Annotated in this window: 18 protein-coding genes; 9 read left to right on the forward strand and 9 right to left on the reverse strand. The window is 60.0% G+C overall.

The annotated features are described in order from the left end of the window. Window positions 1-10 precede the first annotated feature (10 nt). On the forward strand, window positions 11-979 hold the full coding sequence (locus tag CX511_RS16880) for a glutathione S-transferase family protein (RefSeq protein ID WP_101292966.1): 969 nt from the start codon (window positions 11-13) through the stop codon (window positions 977-979). A 98-nt stretch (window positions 980-1,077) separates the two neighbouring features. On the opposite strand, the gene cysG is transcribed toward CX511_RS16880, so the two are convergent. The 6 genes from cysG to ftsK form a co-directional block, all read right to left on the reverse strand. Further along, window positions 1,078-2,466, reverse strand: coding sequence for a siroheme synthase CysG (gene cysG, locus CX511_RS16885; protein ID WP_045188354.1), 1,389 nt, complete (start codon window positions 2,464-2,466; stop codon window positions 1,078-1,080). Then, window positions 2,467-3,747: a serine--tRNA ligase gene (serS, locus tag CX511_RS16890; protein WP_045188356.1), complete on the reverse strand. Its 1,281-nt coding sequence runs from the start codon at window positions 3,745-3,747 to the stop codon at window positions 2,467-2,469. It abuts the gene before it with no gap. Window positions 3,748-3,764: 17 nt separating this feature from the next. Continuing rightward, window positions 3,765-4,139 (reverse strand): fluoride efflux transporter CrcB, encoded by a 375-nt coding sequence (gene crcB, locus CX511_RS16895; RefSeq protein ID WP_045188359.1) that lies wholly within the window; start codon window positions 4,137-4,139, stop codon window positions 3,765-3,767. Continuing rightward, on the reverse strand, window positions 4,136-5,461 hold the full coding sequence (locus tag CX511_RS16900) for a replication-associated recombination protein A (RefSeq protein WP_045188362.1): 1,326 nt from the start codon (window positions 5,459-5,461) through the stop codon (window positions 4,136-4,138). The genes crcB and CX511_RS16900 overlap by 4 nt, the downstream gene beginning before the upstream one ends. Before the next feature lie 18 nt (window positions 5,462-5,479). Further along, the gene (gene lolA, locus CX511_RS16905) at window positions 5,480-6,103 is read right to left on the reverse strand and encodes an outer membrane lipoprotein periplasmic chaperone LolA (protein ID WP_045188364.1); all 624 of its coding nucleotides are present in this window, start codon (window positions 6,101-6,103) and stop codon (window positions 5,480-5,482) included. 63 nt (window positions 6,104-6,166) lie between these two features. After that, window positions 6,167-8,599 carry a DNA translocase FtsK gene (gene ftsK / locus CX511_RS16910; protein ID WP_177409687.1) on the reverse strand — a complete coding sequence of 811 codons (2,433 nt, stop codon included), beginning with the start codon at window positions 8,597-8,599 and terminating at the stop codon, window positions 6,167-6,169. Between the two features lie 303 nt (window positions 8,600-8,902). On the opposite strand from ftsK, the gene aat reads away from it, so the two are divergent. The 3 genes from aat to infA all read left to right on the forward strand — a co-directional run bounded on the left by aat (window position 8,903) and on the right by infA (window position 10,671). Next, window positions 8,903-9,583: a leucyl/phenylalanyl-tRNA--protein transferase gene (gene aat / locus CX511_RS16915; protein ID WP_045188369.1), complete on the forward strand. Its 681-nt coding sequence runs from the start codon at window positions 8,903-8,905 to the stop codon at window positions 9,581-9,583. A 57-nt stretch (window positions 9,584-9,640) separates the two neighbouring features. After that, the gene (locus CX511_RS16920) at window positions 9,641-10,348 is read left to right on the forward strand and encodes an arginyltransferase (protein WP_045188371.1); all 708 of its coding nucleotides are present in this window, start codon (window positions 9,641-9,643) and stop codon (window positions 10,346-10,348) included. Window positions 10,349-10,452: 104 nt separating this feature from the next. Beyond that, on the forward strand, window positions 10,453-10,671 hold the full coding sequence (infA, locus tag CX511_RS16925) for a translation initiation factor IF-1 (protein WP_002553999.1): 219 nt from the start codon (window positions 10,453-10,455) through the stop codon (window positions 10,669-10,671). A 151-nt stretch (window positions 10,672-10,822) separates the two neighbouring features. Here infA and clpA read toward each other — a convergent pair whose 3' ends face one another. Next, window positions 10,823-13,093 carry an ATP-dependent Clp protease ATP-binding subunit ClpA gene (clpA, locus tag CX511_RS16930; RefSeq protein ID WP_045188375.1) on the reverse strand — a complete coding sequence of 757 codons (2,271 nt, stop codon included), beginning with the start codon at window positions 13,091-13,093 and terminating at the stop codon, window positions 10,823-10,825. A 30-nt stretch (window positions 13,094-13,123) separates the two neighbouring features. After that, on the reverse strand, window positions 13,124-13,486 hold the full coding sequence (gene clpS / locus CX511_RS16935) for an ATP-dependent Clp protease adapter ClpS (RefSeq protein ID WP_045188377.1): 363 nt from the start codon (window positions 13,484-13,486) through the stop codon (window positions 13,124-13,126). 224 nt (window positions 13,487-13,710) lie between these two features. Here clpS and cspD point away from each other — a divergent pair, with 224 nt between their 5' ends. Further along, window positions 13,711-13,965 (forward strand): cold shock domain-containing protein CspD, encoded by a 255-nt coding sequence (gene cspD, locus CX511_RS16940; RefSeq protein WP_177327821.1) that lies wholly within the window; start codon window positions 13,711-13,713, stop codon window positions 13,963-13,965. Between the two features lie 64 nt (window positions 13,966-14,029). Here cspD and icd read toward each other — a convergent pair whose 3' ends face one another. Next, entirely contained in the window at window positions 14,030-15,286 is a 1,257-nt protein-coding gene (gene icd, locus CX511_RS16945) for an NADP-dependent isocitrate dehydrogenase (RefSeq protein ID WP_045188381.1), read from the reverse strand. A gap of 406 nt (window positions 15,287-15,692) precedes the next feature. On the opposite strand from icd, the gene CX511_RS16950 reads away from it, so the two are divergent. The 4 genes from CX511_RS16950 to hflD all read left to right on the forward strand — a co-directional run bounded on the left by CX511_RS16950 (window position 15,693) and on the right by hflD (window position 20,342). Further along, a complete protein-coding gene (locus tag CX511_RS16950; protein ID WP_101292964.1) occupies window positions 15,693-17,918 on the forward strand; it encodes an NADP-dependent isocitrate dehydrogenase in 2,226 nt (741 codons plus the stop codon). A 171-nt stretch (window positions 17,919-18,089) separates the two neighbouring features. Further along, window positions 18,090-18,530: an NUDIX hydrolase gene (locus tag CX511_RS16955; protein ID WP_045188384.1), complete on the forward strand. Its 441-nt coding sequence runs from the start codon at window positions 18,090-18,092 to the stop codon at window positions 18,528-18,530. Window positions 18,531-18,600: 70 nt separating this feature from the next. Beyond that, complete coding sequence (gene mnmA / locus CX511_RS16960; protein ID WP_101292963.1) at window positions 18,601-19,722, forward strand: tRNA 2-thiouridine(34) synthase MnmA; 1,122 nt, start codon at window positions 18,601-18,603, stop codon at window positions 19,720-19,722. After that, the gene (gene hflD / locus CX511_RS16965; protein WP_045188388.1) at window positions 19,722-20,342 is read left to right on the forward strand and encodes a high frequency lysogenization protein HflD; all 621 of its coding nucleotides are present in this window, start codon (window positions 19,722-19,724) and stop codon (window positions 20,340-20,342) included. The genes mnmA and hflD overlap by 1 nt, the downstream gene beginning before the upstream one ends. The last annotated feature ends 137 nt before the right edge of the window (window positions 20,343-20,479 follow it).

Genomic DNA, 20,479 nt, shown 5'->3' on the forward strand with positions numbered 1-20,479 from the left:
GGAGCTCACCATGGGCCTGTTGATCGACGGACGCTGGCATGACCAGTGGTATGAAAGCAGCAAAGACGGCGCCTTCCAGCGCGAAAGCTCGCAACGTCACAATCAGCTGCCAGCCGCTGAAGCAGGACGCTATCACCTGTATGTATCCCTGGCCTGCCCCTGGGCCCATCGCACCCTGATCTTTCGCAAGCTCAAGGGCCTGGAAAACCTGATCGACGTGTCGGTGGTCAGCTGGCTGATGGGTGAAAACGGCTGGACCTTCGACCAGAGCAAAGGCTCCAGCGGCGACAAGGTCGATCACCTGGACTTTCTCCATCAACGCTACACCCGTGATGACCCGCACTACAGTGGTCGAGTCACGGTGCCCGTGCTGTGGGACAAGCAGGAACAGCGCATCATCAACAATGAATCCGCAGAGATCATCCGTATCTTCAACCGGGCGTTCGACGACTTGACCGGCAATCAGCTGGACCTCTATCCCGCGCCACTGCAAGCCCAGATTGAGACGCTCAACGAGCGGATCTACCCGGCGATCAACAACGGTGTGTACCGCGCAGGCTTCGCCACCTCACAGCAGGCCTACGAGCAGGCCTTTGATGAAGTGTTTGCCGAACTGGACTGCCTGGAGAGCCATCTGAGCGAGCAACGTTACTTGGCCGGTGAGTTCTTGACCGAGGCCGACTGGCGGTTGTTTACCACGCTGATTCGCTTCGATGCCGTGTATCACGGGCACTTCAAGTGCAACCTGCGACGCCTGGCCGACTATCCGAACCTGTCGAACTGGCTACACGAGCTGTATCAGTGGCCGGGGGTGGCCGAGACGGTGAATTTCGAGCATATCCAGAAGCACTATTACATGAGCCACAAGACCATCAACCCGAACGGGATTGTGCCTAAAGGGCCCTTGCAGGACTTTGCTGTGGCGCATGATCGGGAGAGGTTGGTGGGGCGCGGGATCTGGAACAAGAGCGAGGCCTGAAGTAGCGCTTGTTGACCACGTTGCCGGCAAGGCCGGCTCCCACAAGGGTCGGTGTGACGCACAACCTCTGTGGGAGCCGGCCTTGTCGGCGATGCTCTTCAGCCTTGAGAACCTTCGAACCAGGCTAGTTTTTCACGTAACTGAACCACTTCGCCGACGATCACCAAGGTTGGCGCATGCACTTCGTGCTCGGCCACCAAGGTCGGCAGATCAGCCAAGGTGCCGGTAAACACCCGCTGATTCCGCGTAGTGCCCTGCTGCACCAACGCAGCTGGCGTATCAGCAGCACGACCATGACGAATCAGTTCCGCACAGATAGTCGGCAAACCGACCAGCCCCATATAGAACACCAACGTCTGCGCCGGGGCGACCAGATCATTCCACGGCAGGTTGCTGGTACCGTCCTTGAGGTGGCCCGTGACAAAGCGCACCGATTGGGCGTAATCACGATGGGTCAGCGGGATCCCGGCGTAGGCCGAGCAACCACTGGCAGCGGTGATCCCCGGTACCACCTGAAACGGAATGCCCTGCTCGGCCAGCTCTTCGATCTCTTCGCCACCACGGCCAAAGATAAACGGATCACCGCCCTTGAGACGCAGCACACGCTTGCCCTGACGGGCCAGGGTAACCAGCAGCTGATTGATTTGCTCCTGCGGCACGGCATGGTCGGCACGGCGCTTGCCGACATAAATGCGTTCGGCATCACGGCGGCACAACTCGATTATCGCCGGCGCAACCAGACGGTCGTAGAGCACCACATCAGCCTGCTGCATCAAGCGCAAGGCGCGAAAGGTCAGCAGGTCTGGGTCACCCGGACCCGCCCCCACCAGATACACCTCGCCCGGCGCCTGATAGCTGGCACCCTCGATCTTGGCCTGCAGCAAGCGCTCGGCTTCAGCACCCTGCCCGGCCAGTTGCCGCTCGGCGATCGGGCCCTGAAAGACATCCTCCCAGAAGCCGCGACGCTGATTGACGTCCGGGTAGAGCGCCTTGACCTTGTCGCGAAAACGCGCGCCGAGCCCGGCCAGTTCGCCATAGGCGGCCGGAATCCAGGTTTCCAGCTTGGCCCGGATCAGCCGCGCCAGCACCGGCGCATCGCCGCCGCTGGACACCGCAACCACCAAGGGCGAGCGGTCGACGATAGCCGGGAAGATCACCGAGCACAGGGCCGGCGCGTCAACCACATTGACCGGTACGCAGCGCTGGTGAGCATCCGCCGAGACTTGAGCATTGAGCGCCTGGTCATCGGTAGCGGCAATGATCAGCTGGCAACCGTCGAGGTCACCGGGCTGATAGCCACGGCTAAGGATTTCACCACCGCTGTGCCGAACCAACTCGGCCAGTTGCGCTTCGATCTCGGGCGCGACCACCCGCAGCACCGCGCCGGCATCGGCCAGCAGACGCGATTTGCGCAGGGCAATCTCGCCGCCGCCGACAACCAGCACACGGCTGCCGCGTAGTTTGTGGAACAGCGGCAGAAATTCCATTTAGCCGATGACCTCCAGGCCACCCATGTACGGCTTGAGCACTTCCGGCACACGGATCGAACCGTCGGCTTGCTGGTAGTTTTCCAGCACCGCTACCAGAGTACGTCCTACCGCCAGGCCCGACCCGTTGAGGGTGTGGACCAGCTCCGGCTTGCCGGTTTCCGGGTTGCGCCAGCGTGCCTGCATGCGGCGCGCCTGGAAGTCACCACAGTTGGAGCACGAGGAGATTTCGCGGTACTTGTCCTGGCTCGGCACCCACACTTCCAGGTCGTAGGTTTTGACAGCGCTGAAGCCCATGTCGCCGGTGCACAGTGCCAATACCCGGTACGGCAGCTCCAGGGCCTGCAGAACGCGCTCGGCGTTGGCCGTCAAGCCTTCGAGGGCTTCCATGGACGTGCTCGGCTCAACAATCTGAACCATCTCGACCTTGTCGAACTGGTGCTGACGGATCATGCCACGGGTATCGCGACCCGACGCACCGGCCTCACTGCGGAAGCACGGCGTATGGGCGACGAACTTGACCGGCAGTTGCTTGGCGTCGAGGATCTCGCCAGCAACGATGTTGGTCAGCGACACTTCGGCAGTCGGGATCAGATAGAAGTCGGCCTCGCCTTCGCGGCTGATCTTGAACAGGTCTTCCTCGAACTTTGGCAACTGACCGGTGCCTTGCAGCGCCGGCGCTTGCACCAGGTACGGGGTGTAGGCTTCTTCGTAGCCGTGCTCGCTGGTGTGCAGGTTGATCATGAACTGCGCCAGAGCGCGGTGCAGACGGGCGATCGGGCCACGCAGCAGGGCAAAACGGGCGCCCGACAGCTTAGCCGCCGTTTCGAAGTCCAGGCCGCCGCTCAGCTCGCCGAGGGCAACGTGGTCCTTGATCTCGAAGTCGAAGCTGCGCGGAGTACCCCAACGGCGTACTTCAACGTTGTGATCTTCATCGGCGCCGACCGGCACGCTCGCGTCCGGCAGGTTGGGGATACCCAGCACAATCGCGTCCAGCTCGGCTTGAATGCCGTCCAACTCGACCTTGCCACTGGCCAGTTCATTGGCCATGCGCTCGACATCGGCCATCAGTGGGGCGATGTCTTCGCCACGGGCCTTGGCCTGACCGATGGACTTGGAGCGGGCGTTACGCTCGGCCTGCAGTTGTTCAGTGCGGGTTTGCACCACCTTGCGGCGTTCTTCCAGTGCTTCGATGCGCGCGACATCCAGGCTGAAGCCACGGGAGGCCAGGCGGTCCGCCACTTCCTGAAGTTGGCCGCGTAACAGTTTGGAATCGAGCATATCGTTCTCTCGTTGGTTCAGAATTTGGTCAAAGACAGGCCGGCCCACGTTGCGAGCAGCCCACCCAATACGCTAGCCGCGGCATAGCCAAAAGCCAGCGGCGCCTGCCCATTTTCAAGCAAGCGCACGGTGTCCAGTGAAAAAGATGAAAAAGTCGTCAGACCGCCAAGAAAGCCGACGATCAGGCCCGCGCGCAACTCGACCGGCACGATCGGGCGATGCAGGAACAACCCGTAGAGCAGGCCGATCAGCAGGCAGCCAATCAAATTGACCGCCAGCGTACCGAGATAGAAGTGGCGTGGCCAGTGGGCATTGACCCAATTGGCCGTAGCAAAGCGCAGCAACGTCCCGGCAACACCACCCGCGCTAACTGCGGCGACTACCGCAATCATGGCTTTCTCCGTTGCCGTGGGCTTTTGCGGTCCAGTTCGGCCAGGTGCTTGAGCTTCTCGCCGATCTTCAGTTCCAGGCCGCGCGGTACCGGTTGATAGTAGTTTCGCGGCGCCAGGTTGTCGGGGAAGTAGTCTTCGCCAGCAGCATAAGCATCGGGTTCATCGTGGGCATAGCGGTATTCGTCGCCATAACCCAGTTGCTTCATCAGCTTGGTCGGCGCATTGCGCAGGTGCAACGGCACTTCCAGCGAACCATGCTCGCCAGCTTCGCGCAGGGCGGTTTTGAACCCCATGTACACGGCGTTACTCTTCGGCGCACAGGCCAGGTAAGTAATGGCCTGGGCCACTGCCAGTTCACCTTCGGGACTGCCCAGGCGTTCCTGCACGTCCCACGCGGCCAGGCACAGGCTCAGGGCGCGCGGGTCGGCGTTGCCGATGTCTTCACTGGCCATGCGCACGACACGGCGGGCGATGTACAGCGGATCGCAGCCACCGTCGAGCATGCGCGCGAACCAGTACAGCGCACCATCGGGGTTGGAGCCGCGCACCGATTTGTGCAGTGCCGAAATCTGGTCGTAAAACGCTTCTCCGCCTTTGTCGAAACGCCGGCGGCTGTCGCCGAGCAGGCTTTGCAGGAGCTCGACGTCAATTTCACCGCCATCTTCGGCCAGGTCCGAGGCATTTTCCAGAAAGTTGAGCATGCGCCGACCGTCACCGTCGGCAGCGGCCATGAGCATCTGGAAGGCTTCGTCACCGACCCGCAATTGGCGCTTGCCGAGGCCACGCTCTTCAGTCAGGGCACGGTTGACCAACTTGCGCAGGGCCATCTCGTCCAGACTTTTGAGTACATAGACCCGTGCGCGCGAGAGCAATGCATTGTTCAGTTCGAACGAAGGGTTTTCGGTAGTGGCACCAATGAAAATCAGCGTGCCGTCTTCAACGTACGGCAGGAACGCGTCTTGCTGTGACTTGTTGAAGCGGTGCACTTCATCGACAAACAGGATGGTGCGCTTGCCGTATTGCCCGGCCTGCTGCTTGGCGATCTCCACCGCATGGCGGATTTCCTTGACCCCCGCCAGTACCGCCGAGACAGTTTCGAAGTGCGCGTCGCAAAATTGTGCCAGCAGCCGCGCCAGGGTGGTCTTGCCGACCCCGGGCGGGCCCCAGAATATCATCGAGTGCAGCGCGCCCTGCTCCAGCGCCTCACGCAGCGGCTTGCCGCGGGCCAGCAGATGCTCCTGGCCGACGTACTCGTCCAGGTTGGCCGGGCGCAGGCGCGCGGCCAGAGGCTGGGCTACAGGATCGCTACGAAACAGGTCCATGGACGGCGCTACTACCTCTTACTCAGAAATGACATCCGCGCCTTTGGGGATATCGAACTTGAATGTGCTCGCAGGGATCGTGCCGTTGGCCTTGACCCCGGTAAACAGAATATTGGTGCGCTGGCCGACGCTGTCGATCAGCTGCATATCATTGACCAGGCCCTTACGGAACGATAGACGCAGCGAGTCGAACAGCGTGTCTTTGGTTTTCGGCTTGAGGGTGAAGTCCATGACATCACCCTGCTCCTTGGAGCTGATATCGAAGCTCTGGCTGATCTTCGAAACGTCACCGGACAGCAGCAGTGCCGGCGTCTCGGTCAGGCGCTGGTCGAGCTTCTTGATGGTCGCCTGCTCCAGGTCCGGGTCCCACAGGGTGACAGTCTTGCCGTCGGAAACCACCACCTGCTCCTGTGGCGCATCGGTGTGCCAGTAGAACAGGCCAGGACGCTGAACCGCCATTTGCCCTGCCGTTTCCTGAAGCTGGGTGCCGCTACCATCCAGGGTCAGCTGGGAGAAACGGGCCTCAATGGTCCTGGACTTTTCCAGCAACTGGGTCAGACGCGCCACATCCTGCTCACCGGCAAATGCGGCGGTGCTGGACAGGGTCAAGGCAGAAACCAACATCATGCGAATCAGGCGCATGGCAATCCTCATTGCAGTAAGAATGGGCCTGTGGCCGTTACGGGCCACAGGCTGAGTAATTCATCAGTCGCGGGACGGCCCAGGAGCAATCACTTCGCGCGAGCCGTTGGTGTTCATGGCGGTGACTACACCGGCCATCTCCATCGCCTCGATCATCCGCGCAGCGCGGTTGTAGCCGATCTTCAGCTTGCGCTGTACGGCGGAGATGGAGGCGCGGCGACTTTCCAGGACGAACTGGACGGCTTCGTCGTACAACGCGTCGGTTTCGGCATCATCGTCACCGCCACCACTGCCGCCTTCAAAGCCGCTGCCCGCCTCTTCGACACCGTTGAGGATGTCGTCGTTGTAGTCCGGCGCGCCGCGCTGCTTCCACGCCTCGACCACACGGTGGACCTCTTCATCAGAAACGAAGGCGCCGTGTACGCGGATCGGCAGGCTGGTGCCAGGCGGCATGTAGAGCATGTCACCGTGACCGAGCAACTGCTCGGCGCCACCCTGGTCGATGATGGTCCGCGAATCGATCTTGCTCGACACCTGGAACGCCATACGGGTCGGGATGTTGGCCTTGATCAGGCCGGTGATGACGTCTACCGACGGCCGCTGGGTCGCCAGGATCAAGTGGATCCCGGCGGCACGGGCCTTTTGGGCGATACGGGCGATCAGCTCTTCGACCTTCTTGCCGACGATCATCATCATGTCGGCAAACTCGTCGACCACCACAACGATGGTCGGTAGGGTTTTCAGCAGCGGCGGCACGTCGTCCATGCTTTCGCGCTTGAACATCGGGTCGTAGATTGGCTCGCCCGCTTCTTCAGCGTCTTTGACCTTGCGGTTGAAGCCCGCCAGGTTACGTACACCCATGGCCGCCATCAGTTTGTAGCGCCGCTCCATCTCGGCAACGCTCCAGCGCAGGGCGTTGGCAGCGTCCTTCATGTCGGTCACCACTGGGCACAGCAGGTGCGGAATGCCTTCGTAGATCGACAGCTCGAGCATTTTCGGGTCAATCATGATCAGCTTGGCGTCTTCCGGACCCGACTTGAACAGGATCGACAGAATCATCGCGTTGACACCTACCGACTTACCGGAACCGGTGGTACCGGCTACCAGCAGGTGCGGCATCTTCGCCAGGTCAGTGATCACCGGCTTACCGCCGATATCGTGCCCCAGGGCCATGGTGACTGGCGATTTGGCTTCGTCGTATTGCGGCGACGACAGCACTTCGGAGAAGCGCACGATCTGCCGGTCTTCGTTGGGGATTTCGATACCGACGGTGGTCTTGCCAGGAATCACTTCAACCACACGCACGCTGGTCACTGCCAAGGAGCGGGCCAAGTCTTTGGCCAGGTTGGCGATACGGCTGACCTTGACGCCTGCGGCCGGCTGGATTTCGTAACGCGTAATCACCGGGCCGGGGTGAATGGAGTCCACCGACACTTCAACGCCGAATTCTTTCAGTTTGATTTCCAGCAGGTGACCGACACCGGCCAGGGATTCAGGTGAGTAATTGACCTGCTTTTTCTCGGCAGGGTCGAGGATCGAGATCGGTGGCAAGGTGCCTTCGATGGCGCTATCGACAAACAGCGGCGCCTGTTTTTCTTTCTGCACACGCTTGCTCGGCTCAGGCGCCTTGACCGGCGCTGGCATGATCACCGGCGCCGGCTGCTGCGCGCGCTCGGCCACATGCTTGCTCAGGGCCTGGTCACGCTCGATGATGCGTTCCTTGGCCTTGGCCTGCTCACGGCGATCCGGCACCGCCGGGGCGACTACGTCATGGACCTGGTCATCGACCTCGCGCAGCTGGGCCACCAGGCGCTTGCGCTCATTACGCGCGGCCCACCAACGATTGGCGGCGCCCTGGAACAACTCAAACAGGTCGAGCGTGATCTTGCCGGTAATGTCCATGACCTTGAACCAGGACAGGTCGGTAAACACCGTCAGGCCGAACAGGAACAGGGCGATAAACATCAGGGTGCTGCCCTGCACGTTCAGGGCGTTCTTGGCCAGGTCACCAAGGCTTTCACCCAGCGCGCCACCGGCCGAAGCTGGCAGGCTGGCAGCGGAATGAAAGTGGATATGCGCCAGCGCCGCGCCCGACAGCACCAGGAACACCAGACCGATCAGGCGCCAGGAGAACAGCCAGCCGCTCCACTGCCAGGGCTGGTGACGCTCACGGAAGATCTGCCAGGTCTTGATCGCCAGCAGCAACGGGAAAATATAGGCGAAATAGCCCAACACCATGAACAGGACATCAGCGAAGTAAGCACCCGCACGTCCGGCGGCATTTTGCACCTGCTCGACGTTGCTGGTGTGGCTGAAACCCGGATCAGCCTGGTCGTAGGTCAGCAGCGCCATCCACAGGTACAGGCACAGCGCCCCCATGGCGATCAGCGCACCTTCCTTGAGGCGATAATGCAGCTGCTGGCGCCAGAGCGGCACAGGCAAGGGATTCGATGTTGCGGTGGATTTCTTCAAAACGCTTCTATTCCTGCGCTCAATGCGCGTCCAACAGTGTGTGACCTAATTGAACAGTCAATAAACCACTACTTTTAACATTACTGCCCGCCTACCGCCATGGCGGCACGCCAGAAACAAGCGTAAACGGGGGCCAATTTCCTATATCGCAATTTGAGCACGCATTTTCTTTTGTGACAAAGGCTTATGCGCTGTTTTTATCCAAGTGTGACAACAAAGCCGGTTGCAAGTTGCTTGAAGGGTTCACACCCTGCAGATGCAGGCTTGCCCCACGACACCCTTTCAGGCAATGCTGACCGCCCTCCCCTCCTCCATCACTGAACGACGATGCTGACCTGGTTGAGCCGCGACACCCTTACATTCCCCCCGTTGGACAAAGCCATGCGCGACCCCAACGGCCTGCTTGCCGCCGGCGGCGACCTCAGCGCCGAACGCCTGGTACAGGCCTACCGCCACGGCTGCTTCCCCTGGTATCAGGACGGCCAGCCGATCCTCTGGTGGTCGCCCGACCCACGCACGGTGCTGTTTCCCGACGAACTGCACGTGTCGCGCTCGCTGCGTAAATTCATCCGCCAAGGTCACTATCAGGTCAGCTTCGACCAGGATTTTGCCGCGGTCATCGCCGCTTGCGCCGCGCCTCGCGACTACGCTGATGGCACCTGGATTACCGACAATATGCAGGCCGCCTACCTGAAGCTGCATCAACAGGGCTTTGCCCATTCAGTGGAGGTGCGTCAGGACGGTGAACTGGTCGGCGGCCTGTACGGCCTGGCCATGGGTCGATTGTTTTTCGGCGAATCCATGTTCAGCCGCGCCGACAATGCCTCAAAGGTCGGCTTCGTCACCCTGGTCGAGCACCTGCAACAGGCCGGTTTTGTCCTGATTGACTGCCAGATGCCGACCGATCACCTGCACAGCCTCGGTGCCCGAGCCATTGCGCGCGCAAGCTTTGCCGACTACCTGCAGCGTTATGTCGAGCAACCCAACAGCGCCAGCTGGGTTTGCTAGGCGAGTTTTTCCAGCTGGCTTACACTTAATTCTAAAGCACCTCCCGAGGGGTTGATCATGACAGAGCTGGCGCGGTTGAAGTTTTATGCCACTCAACCCCATTCCTGCAGCTACCTGCCAGACGAGCAAGCCACCACGCTGTTTCTCGACCCGAGCCAGCCGATGGATGTAAATGTCTACGCAGACCTGTCGGAAATGGGCTTTCGGCGCAGCGGCGATCACCTGTATCGCCCGCACTGCCAGAACTGCAATGCCTGTGTGCCGGCACGGATCCCGGCTGCGCGCTTTTTGCCTAATCGCCAGCAAAAACGCATCCTCAAGCGCAATGCCGACCTCACGGTCACCGCTGCCCGCCCGGCATTCAAAGAGGAACATTTCGAGCTGTACCGGCGTTACATCGAACAACGACACGCCGACGGCGACATGTACCCGCCCAGCCGTGACCAGTTCGCCACCTTCCTGGTCCGCGACCTGCCGTTTTCACGTTTTTATGAGTTTCGCCTAAATGGGAGACTGCTCGCTGTCGCAGTCACTGACCTGCTGCCCAACGGCCTGTCAGCGGTCTATACCTTCTACGATCCCGACGAGGAGCGCCGCAGCCTCGGCCGCTTCGCCATCCTCTGGCAGATCACCGAAGCCCTGCGCCAGGAACTGGACGCGGTCTACCTCGGCTACTGGATCAAAAACTGCAAAAAGATGAACTACAAGACCCAGTACCGCCCCATTGAGCTACTGATCAATCAACGTTGGGTGACCCTGAACTGAAATCATTGGCTTAAAGTCCATTTTTTGGGCACAATGCACGCCACTTTTTTTGCCTGGCGCAGTTGTGCACCGGGCCATTAACTGGACACCGAGGGCTTTACTGCATGTCGAAAGAAGACAGCTTCGAAATGGAAGGCACTGTCGTCGACACCCTGCCCAACACCATGTTCCGTGTGGAGTTGGAAAATGGGCACGTCGTTACCGCGCATATCTCCGGAAAAATGCGCAAGAACTACATTCGTATTCTGACCGGTGACAAGGTCCGCGTCGAACTGACGCCTTATGACCTGAGCAAGGGGCGCATCACCTACCGCGCCCGCTAAGCGACACCAACAAAAACGCCCGGCTATATGCCGGGCGTTTTTGTTGGCCTTTGAAAAGTATCGCCCGGCAAGTCCAGCCCCCACACTGTCACATTGAAACCCTTGTGGGAGCCGGCGTTACCGGCGATGAGCCGCAGCGGCCCGACCTTTCTTATGCCATCTCAGCGGTAGTTTCGAAGTCGAACACCAACTCGCCATCGCGAATATCGATGTGCACCACTCCGCCATGCTCAGCCAGCTCGCCAAACAGGATCTCTTCAGCCAGAGGCCGCTTGATCTTGTCCTGAATCAGCCGCGCCATTGGCCGTGCGCCCATCTGCGCATCGTAACCACCGGCAGCCAGCCAACTGCGCGCCGCATCGCTCACCTCCAGCAGAACACGCTTGTCTTCCAACTGCGCCTGCAGCTCGGTGAGGAACTTGTCCACCACACTCTTGATCACGTCGTGACTGAGGCGACCAAACTGGATGATCGTGTCCAGACGGTTGCGGAACTCCGGCGTGAAGCTCTTCTTGATCACTTCCATGGCGTCGGAGGAGTGATCCTGCTGAGTGAAGCCGATCGAGGCTCGCGCAGCAGTTTCAGCACCGGCGTTGGTGGTCATGATGACGATGACGTTACGGAAATCCGCCTTGCGCCCGTTGTTGTCGGTCAGGGTACCGTGGTCCATCACCTGCAGCAGCAGGTTGAAGACTTCCGGATGGGCCTTCTCGATTTCATCGAGCAACAGTACGCAATGCGGCTGCTTGGTGATGGCCTCGGTGAGCAAACCGCCCTGATCGAAACCAACATAGCCTGGAGGCGCACCGATCAGGCGCGAAACGGTATGACGCTCCATGTACTCGGACATGTCGAAGCGTACCAGCTCGACGCCCAAGGCCTTGGCCAACTGGCGCGCTGCTTCGGTTTTACCGACACCCGTGGGGCCAGCAAACAGGAACGAACCAACCGGCTTATCAGGCGCCTTCAACCCGGCACGCGACAGCTTGATGGCAGTGGCCAGCGAATCGATCGCCGCATCCTGGCCGAACACCGTCAGCTTCAGGTCACGCTCAAGGTTACGCAGCAGCTCCTTGTCGGAACTGGTCACGTGTTTTGGCGGTATCCGCGCGATTTTCGCGACGATGTCTTCGACTTGCGGTACTTCGATACGCTTGACGCGCATTTCGACCGGCTGCAGACGCTGGTAGGCACCCGCTTCGTCGATGACATCGATAGCCTTGTCAGGCATGTGGCGATCATTGATGTAACGGGCTGCCAACTCGGCAGCAGCGCGCAGGGCCTCATCACTGTATTCGATATTGTGATGCGACTCGAAACGCCCCTTGAGCCCACGCAAGATGCCCACAGTGTCTTCCACCGAGGGCTCGCTGACATCGACCTTCTGGAAGCGCCGCGCCAAGGCCCGGTCCTTCTCGAAGATGCCACGAAACTCCTGAAACGTGGTCGATCCGATGCAACGGATATCACCCGAAGACAGCAACGGCTTGAGCAGGTTGGAAGCGTCCATGACGCCACCTGAGGCCGCACCGGCACCGATGATGGTGTGGATCTCGTCAATGAACAGGATCGCCTGTGGCCGTTTACGCAATTCGTTCAGCAGCGCCTTGAAGCGCTTCTCGAAGTCACCACGGTACTTGGTGCCGGCCAACAGCGCACCGAGGTCCAGGGAGTAGACCACGCTTTGCGCCAGCAGGTCAGGCACCTGGCCATCGACGATTCGCTTGGCCAAGCCTTCCGCAATGGCCGTCTTGCCGACACCGGCCTCACCGACCAGCAACGGGTTATTCTTGCGGCGACGCGCAAGGATCTGCGCCACACGCTCGACTTCCAGCTCACGACCGACCAGCGGATCAATCCGCCCTTGACGGGCTTGTTCGTTGAGGTTGCTGGCATAGGCATCCAGCGGATTGCCCGACGATGACGTTTCGCCGCCATCCTCGTCCTGCATATCTTGCTCGCCGTCGGAGTGCTCACCATGGCCCGGCACCTTGGAGATACCATGGGCGATGTAGTTGACCACATCGATACGCGCCACGCTCTGCTGCTTGAGCAGAAACACCGCCTGGCTTTCCTGTTCGCTGAAAATCGCAACCAGCACATTGGCGCCGGTGACTTCACGCTTGCCCGAGCTCTGGACATGAAAGACTGCGCGCTGCAATACACGCTGGAAGCCCAGGGTTGGCTGGGTTTCACGGTCCTCGTCATGCACGGGGATCAATGGCGTGGTGGAGTCGATAAACTCCTGCAGGTCGTGTTTGAGTTTGTCGAGGTTCGCGCCGCAGGCGCGCAGAACGGTCGCGGCGGCCTCATTATCCAATAGTGCCAGCAGCAGGTGCTCGACGGTCATGAACTCATGACGCTTCGAACGTGCCTCCTTGAAGGCCAGATTGAGGGTGACTTCGAGCTCGCGGTTTAACATAGCTTCACCTCATACCCAAGTGGTCGGCGATTAACCGTCCTTCTCGATTTCACAGAGTAGCGGATGCTGGCTTTCCCTTGCGTATTGGTTGACCTGCATGGCCTTGGTTTCGGCGATGTCGCGGGTAAACAATCCGCATACTGCCCGTCCTTCTGTATGGACGGCTAGCATGACCTTGGTCGCCAGCTCGCGATTCAGGTTAAAAAACACCTCGAGCACTTCGACGACGAAATCCATCGGTGTGTAGTCATCGTTGAACAAAACCACCTTATACATGGGTGGTGCCTGCAGGGCCGGCTTGGCCTCCTGTACCGCCAGGCCAGCACCATCGTCCTCATGCGATTGCGGGCGATCCTGATTGAATGTTAGTCGAATCTGGCTATGTGCATGCATGGAAAGAATTTCATCATTTCGGCAAGTTGGTTTATGGGTTGACCGCACAGGCGACGCGGGATTGCCGTCACCTCACCTTGACTATCGGCAAAACGGTGTTACAACCAATAAGAACCCACCGTGGTCGATAAAGATCCGCGCAGTCAACCAGAATTTTCGCAGGTTCATATGCGGATGGAGTGGATGATACTCCAGTGATGGAGTCCTTTGCAGAGGGAATGAGGATGGCAAGCGGTAAAGTCAAGTGGTTCAACAATGCCAAGGGCTATGGATTCATCAATGAAGATGGCAAAACAGAGGATCTGTTTGCTCATTACTCGGCCATTCAAATGGAAGGTTATAAAACATTGAAGGCCGGCCAACCTGTCAGCTTCGAGATCATCCAGGGCCCCAAAGGACTGCACGCGGTAAATATCTCCAATGCCGCGACGCAAATCACTGCCTCGCCCACCAGCAACCCGGTAACGGCCGACGCCTGACCCACCCCGGCAGACAATAAAAAACCGGCCAACCCATGAGAGTTGGCCGGTTTTTTGTGACGTTTTACATGTGCTTGATCAGGGCCTCACCGAAACCGGAACTGGTGACCAGGGTTGCGCCATCCATCAGACGCTCGAAGTCATAGGTCACCGTCTTGGCAGCAATAGCGCCATTGGTACCTTTGATAATCAGATCCGCCGCCTCAGTCCAGCCCAGGTGACGCAGCATCATCTCAGCCGAGAGAATCACTGAACCGGGGTTTACCTGGTCCTTGCCAGCGTATTTTGGCGCGGTACCGTGCGTGGCTTCGAACATTGCCACGGTATCAGACAGGTTGGCACCCGGCGCAATACCGATACCACCAACTTCCGCCGCCAGGGCGTCAGAAAGGTAGTCACCGTTGAGGTTGAGAGTGGCAATCACGTCGTATTCAGCCGGACGCAGGAGGATCTGCTGGAGCATGGCGTCAGCGATGGCATCTTTGACAATCACTTCACGACCGGTTTTCGGGTTCTTGAACTTCATCCACGGGCCGCCGTCGAGCAGCTCGGCGCCGAATTCGTTCTTGGCGATCTCGTAGCCCCAATCTTTGAAGGCACCTTCGGTGAACTTCATGATGTTGCCTTTGTGCACGATGGTCAGCGACTTGCGGTCGTTATCCACTACATACTGCAGGGCTTTACGCACCAGGCGCTGAGTACCCTCTTTGGACACCGGCTTGATGCCGATACCGCAATCCTGGTCGAAACGGATCTTGGTAACGCCCATTTCTTCTTTGAGGAACTTGATGACCTTGTTCGCCTCGGGCGAACCGGCTTTCCATTCGATACCGGCATAAATGTCTTCGGAGTTTTCCCGGAAGATCACCATATCGACGTCGCCAGGCTTTTTCACCGGGCTGGGCACACCCTGGAACCACACCACAGGACGCAGGCAGACATACAGGTCCAGCTGCTGGCGCAGGGCCACGTTGAGAGAGCGAATACCGCCACCGACCGGGGTGGTCAGCGGGCCTTTGATGGAGACGACGTAATCTTTGACCGCGTCCAGGGTTTCCTGAGGCAGCCAGGTATCCTGGTCATACACCTGGGTGGCCTTTTCACCGGCATAGACTTCCATCCAGGAAATCTTGCGCTTGCCCCCATAGGCTTTTTCTACAGCAGCATCGACCACTTTGATCATGACGGGACTGACGTCTACGCCAATGCCGTCGCCTTCGATGAACGGGATGATCGGATTATCAGGAACATTGAGAGAATGGTCCGCATTGACGGTGATTTTGTCGCCGACTGCCGGAACCTTGATTTTCTGGTATCCCATGCTGCACTCCGTTTTTTTTGGTGTGGTACGTCATCTGGATCCCCAGAGCGTACCCCAGTTGCACGGCAACGGGAACCATGGGCGCGAATGCACCATTCTGGGGCCATTGCGCCTACATCTTTGGTCTAAAAAAGCCGCCGTTACACGTTGATCTTGGTGATTCCGATCAAGGATTTGATATACTCCGCCGGTGACCAAAGGGTCACAGGGGCAAAGCGTCTGAAGCGCGACCCCGACCTGACTGGGCTGCTACCGCAGTTCAGCCGCTTGACACTCGACTGATGCAATCCACCATCACCGCACAGAACCCTCGACCTTCTGCTCATAGATGTGTCTGAGCGAAGCGCCTACCCTGCGCACTTCGAGATTCTGCGCACGCTCAGCAAAACAGAGAGTTAACCCGAATATGCCCACCCGATCCAAGATCATCTACACCTTCACCGACGAAGCCCCTGCCCTCGCCACCTATTCACTGCTCCCCATCGTCGAAGCCTTTACCGCTTGCGCCGACATCGCCGTAGAAACCCGGGACATCTCTCTGGCCGGCCGCATCCTTTCTGCCTTCCCTGAACAGCTCGGCGCCGACAAGCAAGTGGCCGACCACCTGGCAGAACTGGGCCAACTGGCAACCACGCCAGAAGCCAACATCATCAAGCTGCCGAACATCAGCGCCTCGGTACCGCAGCTCAAAGCCGCGATCAAGGAACTGCAAGCCAAGGGCTTCAATGTTCCAGACTACCCAGAAGCCGCCGCTACCGATGCCGAGAAAGAAGCCAAGGCGCGCTACGACCGCATCAAGGGCAGCGCCGTAAACCCGGTGCTGCGTGAAGGTAACTCTGACCGCCGCGCCCCCCTGTCGGTCAAGAACTACGCGCGCAAGCACCCGCACAAGATGGGCGCCTGGGCTGCTGACTCCAAGTCCCACGTGGCCCACATGAGCCATGGCGACTTCTACGGCAGCGAAAAAGCCGCACTGATCGAAGCCGATGACACCCTGCGCATCGAGCTGCTGGACAAGAACGGCACCACCACCGTTCTGAAAGAAAAGACTGCGGTCAATGCCGGCGAGATCATCGACTGCGCCGTCATGAGCACCAAGGCGCTGCGTAAATTCATCGCCGTCGAAATCGAAGATGCCAAGGCCAAAGGCGTACTGCTGTCGGTACACCTCAAAGCTACCATGATGAAGGTCTCCGACCCGATCATGTTCGGCCAGATCGTTGCCGAGTACTACCAGGATGCGCTGAACAAGCACGCCGCCGTACTCGAAGAGATCGGCTTCAACCTGAACAACGGTATCGGCGACCTGTACGCCCGCATCAAGGCCCTGCCAGCTGAGCAGCAGGCGCAGATCGAAGCCGACGTCAAAGCTGTCTACGACGTGCGTCCAGCGCTGGCCATGGTCAACTCCGACAAGGGCATCACCAACCTGCACGTACCAAGCGACGTCATCGTCGACGCTTCGATGCCGGCCATGATCCGTGACTCGGGCAAGATGTGGAACACCGAAGGCCAACTGCAAGACACCAAGGCCGTGATCCCGGATCGTTGCTACGCCACCATCTACCAGGCCGTTATCGAAGACTGCAAGCAACACGGCGCCTTCGATCCGACCACCATGGGCAGCGTACCGAACGTTGGCCTGATGGCGCAGAAAGCCGAAGAGTACGGCTCTCACGACAAGACCTTCCAGGCCAAGGCCGACGGCGTAATCCGTGTGGTTGATGGCAAGGGCAACCTGCTGCTGTCCCAGGAAGTCGAAGCCGGCGACATCTTCCGCATGTGCCAGACCAAAGACGCGCCGATCCAGGACTGGGTCAAACTGGCCGTCAACCGCGCCCGCGCCAGCAACACCCCAGCGCTGTTCTGGCTCGACCCACAGCGCGCCCACGACGGCGTGCTGATCGAAAAGGTCCAGCAGTACCTGAAAGACCACGACACCACCGGCCTGGACATCCGCGTCCTGTCGCCTGTCGAGGCCATGAAGGTTTCCCTGCAGCGCATCCGTGCGGGCCAGGACACTATCTCGGTGACCGGCAACGTCCTGCGCGACTACCTGACTGACCTGTTCCCGATCATGGAACTGGGCACCAGCGCCAAGATGCTGTCGATCGTACCGCTGATGAACAACGGCGGCCTGTTCGAAACCGGCGCCGGCGGCTCGGCTCCGAAGCACGTACAGCAACTGGTTGAAGAGAACTTCCTGCGTTGGGATTCGCTGGGCGAATTCCTGGCCCTGGCAGCTTCCCTGGAGCACCTGGGCACTACCTACGACAACTCGAAAGCCAAGGTACTGGCGGCGACCCTGGACCAGGCCACCGGCCAGTTCCTGGACACCAACAAGTCCCCTGCGCGCAAGGTCGGCGGTATCGACAACCGTGGCAGCCACTTCTACCTGACCCTGTACTGGGCCCAGGCACTGGCTGCACAGAGCGACGACGCGGCACTGCAAGCGCGCTTTGCGCCACTGGCAAAAACCCTGGCCGAGAACGAAGCGACCATCGTCGCTGAGCTCAACGCCGTACAAGGCAAGCCGGTTGAAATCGGTGGTTACTACTACCCAGATGCCGAGCTGACCAGCAAAGTGATGCGCCCAAGCCAGACCCTCAACAGCGCGATTACCGCACTGTAAGGTTCACTTGACGTAACATCAGAAGCCCCGGCCACGCACCGGGGCTTCTGCTTTTTCGGACTACAGCAGCGCCCCTATCACTGGCAAGCCAGCTCCCAGAGGTCAGCGGTGATCCCGTGGGAGCTGGCTTGCCAGCGATAGGGCCCTAGAGATCACCCAAGGACCTCGCACATGACCTGGCAACCGCATATCACTGTCGCCACCCTCATCGAAGACCAGGGCCGCTTCCTCATGGTCGAAGAATTCAAAGCCGGCAAGCATGTCTTCAATCAGCCCGCCGGCCACCTGGAGGCCAACGAAAGCCTGCTCGACGCAGCCCTGCGCGAAACCCTCGAAGAAACCGCCTGGGAGGTCGAGCTGACAGGGGTTGTCGGCATCTATCTCTATACTGCCCCCAGTAACGGCGTGACCTACCAGCGCATCTGCTTTGCCGCCCGCCCGCTCAAACACCACCCTGAGCGCGCTCTGGACAGCGACATCGTCCGCGCCGTGTGGCTGACCCGCGAGGAGCTGCTGGCCGACCCCGCACGCTGGCGCAGCGAGCTGGTGCCACGCTGCATTGACGATTACCTGACCGGGCCGCTGCACAGCCTGGCCTTAATCCGCGACTGACAGCGACGATGCCTTGCGGCCCACAGCCTGATAGAATCGTTGTCTTTTTCCAGATACACAGCCGGTACCTATGATCAGTCCAGCACTTTACGAACCCGAAAAGACACGCGTTATCGTCGGCATGTCCGGCGGCGTGGACTCTTCCGTCTCCGCCCTCCTGCTGATGGAGCAGGGCTATCAGGTGGAAGGCCTGTTCATGAAGAACTGGGAAGAGGACGACGGCACCGAATATTGCACCGCCCGCGAAGACCTGGCCGATGCCCAGGCCGTGTGCGACCGCATCGGCATCAAGCTGCACACTGCCAACTTTGCCGCCGAGTACTGGGATCACGTCTTTGAACATTTCCTCGAAGAGTACAAAGCCGGTCGCACGCCGAACCCGGACATCCTCTGCAACCGCGAAATCAAGTTCAAGGCGTTCCTCGACTACGCCCTGATGCTCGGCGCCGACCTGATCGCCACCGGCCACTACGTGCGCCGCCGCGACACCGACGGGCGCACTGAGCTGCTCAAGGGCCTGGATCCGAACAAGGACCAGAGCTACTTCCTCCACGCCGTCGGCGGCGAGCAGATTGCCCGCACCCTGTTCCCGGTCGGCGAGCTGGAAAAGCCTGAAGTACGTGCTATTGCCGAGAAACACGGCCTGGCCACCGCGAAGAAGAAAGACTCCACCGGCATCTGCTTTATTGGCGAACGTCGCTTCAGCGATTTCCTCAAGCAATACCTGCCGGCGCAACCCGGCGAGATCCAGACCACCGACGGTGAAGTGATCGGCCGTCATCACGGCCTGATGTATCACACCATCGGCCAACGCCAGGGCCTGGGCATCGGCGGCCTCAAGGACGCCAGCGACGAGCCGTGGTATGTCCTGGAAAAAGACCTCAGCCGTAACGTGCTGGTGGTCGGCCAGGGCAACGAGCACCCGTGGCTGTTCTCCCGCGCCTTGCTGGCCTCGGAGATTTTCTGGGTCAACCCGATCGACCTGTCCAACCCGCGCCAGCTGACGGCCAAAGTACGCTATCGCCAGAGCGACCAGACCTGCACCCTGGAGCGCACCGAAGGTGGCTACCGCGCAGTCTTCGACGAACCGCAGCGCGCGGTGACGCCGGGGCAGTCCGTGGTGTTCTACGACGGTGAAATCTGCCTCGGTGGCGGCGTAATCGAAACGGCCGAGCCGTGGAGCGCCCACTGATGAGCTCGATTCAAGAGCAGTTGATCGCCCTTGGCGGTGTCTTTCAGGCCGCGGTGCTGGTTGACCGCATCGCTCGCACCGGCCAGGCCAGCGAGGCCAATCTGGGCTGCATGCTCGGCAGCCTGCTGGTGCGTGATCCGCAAAACACCCTGGAAGTGTTCGGCGGTGACGACCTCAACCTGCGCGACGGGTACCGCGCCCTGGCCAGCGCCCTGGAGCGCGACCCGGGCAGCCTGCAGCGCGAGCCGCTGCGTTATGCCTTGTCGATGCTAGGCCTTGAGCGCCAGCTGGCCAAACGCGGCGATATGCTCGATGTGATCGGCAATCGCCTGCCGCAGATCCAGTCCCAGGCTGAGCATTTTGGCCTGGTGCACGAGAACGTCATTGCCTCCAGCGGCGCCCTGTACCAGGACACTTTGAGCACCCTGCGCCAGCGCATTCAGGTACACGGCGACATGCGCCACCTGCAACAGCCGAGCAACGCCTCGAAGATCCGCGCCCTGCTGCTGGCCGGCATTCGTGCTGCGCGCCTGTGGCGTCAGCTGGGCGGACATCGCTGGCAGTTGGTGATCAGCCGGCGCAAACTGCTCAAAGAGCTGTATCCGATGCTGCGCGGCTGACTGCCCCATCACCGGCAAGACCGGCTCCCACAGTGGTTCGGTGTACACCGAAACCTTGTGGTGGCCGACCTTGCCGGCCGTATTTTTTGATTGATGTGCTGGCATTACCTTTTGTCAGCCACCCGACCCGAGCGCAT

Source organism: Pseudomonas sp. S06B 330, from assembly GCF_002845275.2.
GTDB lineage: Bacteria > Pseudomonadota > Gammaproteobacteria > Pseudomonadales > Pseudomonadaceae > Aquipseudomonas.

What these genes read in the sequence shown, in the direction of transcription:
- CX511_RS16880 (WP_101292966.1), top strand. Translation starts at nt 11, where the DNA reads ATGGGCCTGTTGATCGACGGACGCTGGCATGACCAGTGGTATGAAAGC.
- cysG (WP_045188354.1), bottom strand. Translation starts at nt 2,466, where the DNA reads ATGGAATTTCTGCCGCTGTTCCACAAACTACGCGGCAGCCGTGTGCTG.
- serS (WP_045188356.1), bottom strand. Translation starts at nt 3,747, where the DNA reads ATGCTCGATTCCAAACTGTTACGCGGCCAACTTCAGGAAGTGGCGGAC.
- crcB (WP_045188359.1), bottom strand. Translation starts at nt 4,139, where the DNA reads ATGATTGCGGTAGTCGCCGCAGTTAGCGCGGGTGGTGTTGCCGGGACG.
- CX511_RS16900 (WP_045188362.1), bottom strand. Translation starts at nt 5,461, where the DNA reads ATGGACCTGTTTCGTAGCGATCCTGTAGCCCAGCCTCTGGCCGCGCGC.
- lolA (WP_045188364.1), bottom strand. Translation starts at nt 6,103, where the DNA reads ATGCGCCTGATTCGCATGATGTTGGTTTCTGCCTTGACCCTGTCCAGC.
- aat (WP_045188369.1), top strand. Translation starts at nt 8,903, where the DNA reads ATGCTGACCTGGTTGAGCCGCGACACCCTTACATTCCCCCCGTTGGAC.
- CX511_RS16920 (WP_045188371.1), top strand. Translation starts at nt 9,641, where the DNA reads ATGACAGAGCTGGCGCGGTTGAAGTTTTATGCCACTCAACCCCATTCC.
- infA (WP_002553999.1), top strand. Translation starts at nt 10,453, where the DNA reads ATGTCGAAAGAAGACAGCTTCGAAATGGAAGGCACTGTCGTCGACACC.
- clpA (WP_045188375.1), bottom strand. Translation starts at nt 13,093, where the DNA reads ATGTTAAACCGCGAGCTCGAAGTCACCCTCAATCTGGCCTTCAAGGAG.
- clpS (WP_045188377.1), bottom strand. Translation starts at nt 13,486, where the DNA reads ATGCATGCACATAGCCAGATTCGACTAACATTCAATCAGGATCGCCCG.
- cspD (WP_177327821.1), top strand. Translation starts at nt 13,711, where the DNA reads ATGGCAAGCGGTAAAGTCAAGTGGTTCAACAATGCCAAGGGCTATGGA.
- icd (WP_045188381.1), bottom strand. Translation starts at nt 15,286, where the DNA reads ATGGGATACCAGAAAATCAAGGTTCCGGCAGTCGGCGACAAAATCACC.
- CX511_RS16950 (WP_101292964.1), top strand. Translation starts at nt 15,693, where the DNA reads ATGCCCACCCGATCCAAGATCATCTACACCTTCACCGACGAAGCCCCT.
- CX511_RS16955 (WP_045188384.1), top strand. Translation starts at nt 18,090, where the DNA reads ATGACCTGGCAACCGCATATCACTGTCGCCACCCTCATCGAAGACCAG.
- mnmA (WP_101292963.1), top strand. Translation starts at nt 18,601, where the DNA reads ATGATCAGTCCAGCACTTTACGAACCCGAAAAGACACGCGTTATCGTC.
- hflD (WP_045188388.1), top strand. Translation starts at nt 19,722, where the DNA reads ATGAGCTCGATTCAAGAGCAGTTGATCGCCCTTGGCGGTGTCTTTCAG.